The organism is Alcanivorax sp. HI0044 (genome assembly GCF_001634945.1).
The window spans coordinates 1-687 of record NZ_LWEZ01000384.1; the positions used below are offsets into that span (position 1 = coordinate 1).

The following is a 687-nucleotide window of genomic DNA, read 5'->3' on the forward strand; positions in this document are numbered from 1 at the left end:
CCAGCACATCGATAGCGCCAAAATGCGCAATGGCCTTTTCAACCGCCGCATGAATGCTGGCCCGATCATTAACATCCAGTGGCAGGCACAACACCCGAGGCAAGGCAGCCAGTGCTTCGGCCTGTTCCGGCTTGCGCAGGGTTGCGACCACATTCCAGCCCTTGTCCTGAAACAACCGTGCCGTGGCATAGCCAATGCCGGAGGACGCACCGGTGATAAAAACGGTTTTCGTGTTCACTTCAGTCATTCTGTTTTCCTTTATTGCTGATCGGTTGAGCCGCCGTTCTCAGGCATGGCCAGGGTGATTGACGCCCGGCCGGATAAGATCCTGTTTCGCGTCGCCGAACATTTGCCCCAGCACCTTGCGTTGGGCGTTACGTCCTCTTTGTTGCTGCCATTGGCGCAGCCCCGGAACATAGTGCTGGCCACTGAACGAGAGCAACCGCGGCAACAGCGTGGCCAGCGGGTACCAGGCCGATACCGATTCCGGCAACCCCAGCTGGGCCATCTTGTCGCGGCTCAGAAAGTAACGGCTGACACTCAGATGTTTCTGGTAGGCAAGCTTGCGCTGCAGGGATTCAAATCGGCGGAAATGACGCTCCAGCGGTTCTTGAGCCAGGGCCTTGCCCAGCTCCTGGCTGGTCCAGTCCGGCTGGCTCTGGGTCATCAAGGTGTGGTGCAGCAACA

The 687-nt window shown here is 58.7% G+C and carries 1 protein-coding gene and 1 pseudogene; both read right to left on the reverse strand.

Going from position 1 to position 687, the window contains the following annotated elements:
- Positions 1–247 (reverse strand): SDR family NAD(P)-dependent oxidoreductase (locus A3730_RS04665; RefSeq protein ID WP_156500908.1); only part of this gene is annotated, 247 nt, incomplete at its 3' end.
- Positions 248–286: 39 nt separating this feature from the next.
- Positions 287–687 (reverse strand): annotated as a pseudogene (locus A3730_RS31050) (DUF2236 domain-containing protein); the annotation flags it as partial.